The sequence below is a fragment of the Kistimonas scapharcae genome (assembly GCF_039540975.1).
GTDB classification, from domain to species: domain Bacteria; phylum Pseudomonadota; class Gammaproteobacteria; order Pseudomonadales; family Endozoicomonadaceae; genus Kistimonas; species Kistimonas scapharcae.
The window spans coordinates 1-2,752 of sequence record NZ_BAABFL010000077.1; the positions used below are offsets into that span (position 1 = coordinate 1).

At 51.0% G+C, this 2,752-nt stretch carries 5 protein-coding genes; all 5 read left to right on the plus strand.

The window, feature by feature from the left end; genetic code table 11:
• Positions 1 to 252: hypothetical protein (locus ABD892_RS04355; protein WP_345194144.1), on the plus strand; the 252-nt coding region annotated here is incomplete at its 5' end.
• Position 253: 1 nt separating this feature from the next.
• The gene (locus tag ABD892_RS04360; RefSeq protein WP_345194145.1) at positions 254 to 739 is read left to right on the plus strand and encodes a phage virion morphogenesis protein; all 486 of its coding nucleotides are present in this window, start codon (positions 254 to 256) and stop codon (positions 737 to 739) included.
• A complete protein-coding gene (locus ABD892_RS04365; RefSeq protein WP_345194146.1) occupies positions 732 to 1,178 on the plus strand; it encodes a hypothetical protein in 447 nt (148 codons plus the stop codon). The genes ABD892_RS04360 and ABD892_RS04365 overlap by 8 nt, the downstream gene beginning before the upstream one ends.
• A 211-nt stretch (positions 1,179 to 1,389) precedes the next feature.
• Positions 1,390 to 1,839 carry a phage tail tube protein gene (locus ABD892_RS04370; protein WP_486329233.1) on the plus strand — a complete coding sequence of 150 codons (450 nt, stop codon included), beginning with the start codon at positions 1,390 to 1,392 and terminating at the stop codon, positions 1,837 to 1,839.
• Between the two features lie 113 nt (positions 1,840 to 1,952).
• Positions 1,953 to 2,549 carry a hypothetical protein gene (locus ABD892_RS04375; RefSeq protein WP_345194148.1) on the plus strand — a complete coding sequence of 199 codons (597 nt, stop codon included), beginning with the start codon at positions 1,953 to 1,955 and terminating at the stop codon, positions 2,547 to 2,549.
• The last annotated feature ends 203 nt before the right edge of the window (positions 2,550 to 2,752 follow it).

The following is a 2,752-nucleotide window of genomic DNA, read 5'->3' on the forward strand; positions in this document are numbered from 1 at the left end:
AAGATCAAGTTCACCAGTAATGCGCTTTCCAAAAGCGGTGTGCTATGCACTGATATCACGGTCTACGAACCTGCCGCCCCGAAATACACCCGGTTAGCAGCCCAGACGATCCACCAGGACAACAGTGGTAATCAGGAAGCTACCCTGGTTCATGGTGTGGTGAAAAAGACCACGGGTATCAGCCAGCTGAAACTGGTGACCACCCATGCCCCCTTTGCCGGCGGCATGGTGAAAGTCTACGGGATGGCCTGACATGCTGTCGCTCAAGGACGCCACCCAACAGATACAAAGCCTGATGGATACCGTCATGCGGTACCAACGCAGGCGCACCCTGTTTACCCGTCTGGGCCGGGTGATGAAAACCGACACCGGCATGAACTTCAGGCGTCAGCAGTCGCCGGATGATGAACCCTGGGAGCCGTTGAAGTTTCGCCAGGGCCGCATCCTTAGCGATACCGGTCGACTACGAAACAGTATCCATTTTGAAGCCAATGATGATCAGGTGGTCATCGGCACCAATGTGAAATACGCACGTGTGCATCAGTTTGGCGCAGTGATCAAACCGGTGAAAAAGAAAGTACTGGCCTTTCCTGATGGGCGTGGCGGGACAGCCTTTGCTCGTCAGGTCACCATTCCGGCCCGTCCCTTTATCGGTATTGAAGAACGACAGATTAACCTGATTCACGATGCCATGACCCAATGGCTGCGGGATATTACAAGGGGGCGGCGCAATGCTTAACGATGCGCTGACCGCTATCACACACTGGTTTGCCGATCAGCTGGCCGTACTGGTCAGTGATGTGGACAGCCACCCGGGCCGCTTTACCAAGGCCGAGCTGGAACGGATGCTGCTCTCTAACAAAGCGGTCAGGATAGCCATCGAAACAGCGCCGGGTCTGACTATCACAGGGCAGGGCATCCACCAGGCCCGGTTGCTGATGGCCGCCTATATCATCTGCGGCGACAGCAGCGGTGTAGACCGACACAAAAGTGCGCTGGAGGTCGTCGAGCATATTATCGGCCTGCTGCCCTATAACCGGTTCGACACAACCTATCTTCGCAGCATCGACCCGAAAACCATCACTGCCGAGAACCTCTACAGCGGCGAGATCGATAACCGGGGCATCGCCATGTGGGGCGTGTCCTGGGAGCAAACTGTCACACATCAAGGGAACTGATCATGGCGCAAACCGACCGTTCATACATGGGCAAGGGCACCATCTACCTGAAGCGTCGCGGCGGCAGCACCGGACTGATACCTGTGGGTAACTGCTCGGCGCTGGAAATCTCCTTTGAAGAGGAGAAAAAGGAGCAAAAGGATTACACCAGTCCCGGCGGCGGCAATACCAACGTGGTGTCGCGTATTGATAATGTGACAGGCTCGNGCTGATCGCCGCCACCGGCGCTGATGGTGAATTGCTGCCGTTTGCCTTTGTGCCGGATACCCCTACCATCGCAGTTACCGATGCGGTCAACAGCACGGCGCTGGCAGAAGGTGTGGATTACGACATTACCCCCAACGGCATCACGGTGATCGGCTCCGGCGCTATCAGCAATAATGGTGTTCATGCCACCTATGACAAGGCCCCGCAGGAAGTCCTGCAGGCACTGGTGGAGGCGGGACAGGAATTCACCCTGTTCTTCGACGGCCTCAATGAAGCGCAATCCGGCAAAGCGGTGGCAATCACACTGCACCGCATCAAGTTCTCGCCTGTACAGGGCCTGCCGTTTATTGGCGATGAGTTTGCCGAGGCGACAATGGAGTTTGAAGTCCTGTCAGACAATACCATCACCGGTGCAGGGATCAGCCGGTTTATGAAGGTGGTGCAGGCGGTTTGAGGCATGAAGCAAAGCGGTAATGACTGACAAGGGTGTCATCCAGATCAACAACACGGGAACCTGCTGTCTGTCTGTCTGTCTGTCTTTCAAAGCAACGAAAACGGAAGGTTAATGTGAAGCCAAATGATCAACAAAATTTAGGAGGGGCATACGAGCCGAGATATAATTTAAAACATTTAGAGAGCATGTATAAAATAGGCTATGTTCTGGGCTATAGATTCGGATGTGGCAGAGTTGTTTCGACAGCCCATACTGATGCTACAACATGCATTCCGGAAACAAGTACATCCGGTTCAGCAACGCAAGCACATTCATCAAATATTCAAGGAAGAAGAATATCAGAGAAATCTGATTTAGCATCTTCCAATATCTCAAGTGATACAAAATCACCTCATACATATATACCAGTACAATCAGAAAAGACTCACTCTTCGGCATTAGTGGAGATGCACTCAGCAATTGCACAAGACAATACTCCACAAGTTTCAGAGCAGGAGATAACAGAGTGGGTTGAGCAACCGGAACTCACTCCATTAATACAATGGCTAACCAATCACTCTCAAAATCCAATCACATCTTTTTATGATAATAGTGGAATTGTATTAGGGGATGAAAGTGAGGGGACTTTATGTTTTACATGCGGCGAAATAAAAGAAAATCCAAATGCATTGCTTATTCGTCAAATCATAGCACATCAAGAGCACATATAAAGGCCTGTTTCAGCGTTTCTTAGTAGCAAAATATAACCAAAAAATAGATATCGCTCCTTTAAGTCCTATCAAAATATAGGATATAAAAATATGGCAAGAATTACCCAAAGCGTAATGAATATCATCATTCGCGCCAAAGACCTCGCCAAAGGGACGTTGGCGAAGGTTACCCGCCAGTTGCGCGGTATGGGGGATGAAAGCCG

What these genes read in the sequence shown, in the direction of transcription:
- ABD892_RS04365 (WP_345194146.1), top strand. Translation starts at nt 732, where the DNA reads ATGCTTAACGATGCGCTGACCGCTATCACACACTGGTTTGCCGATCAG.
- ABD892_RS04360 (WP_345194145.1), top strand. Translation starts at nt 254, where the DNA reads ATGCTGTCGCTCAAGGACGCCACCCAACAGATACAAAGCCTGATGGAT.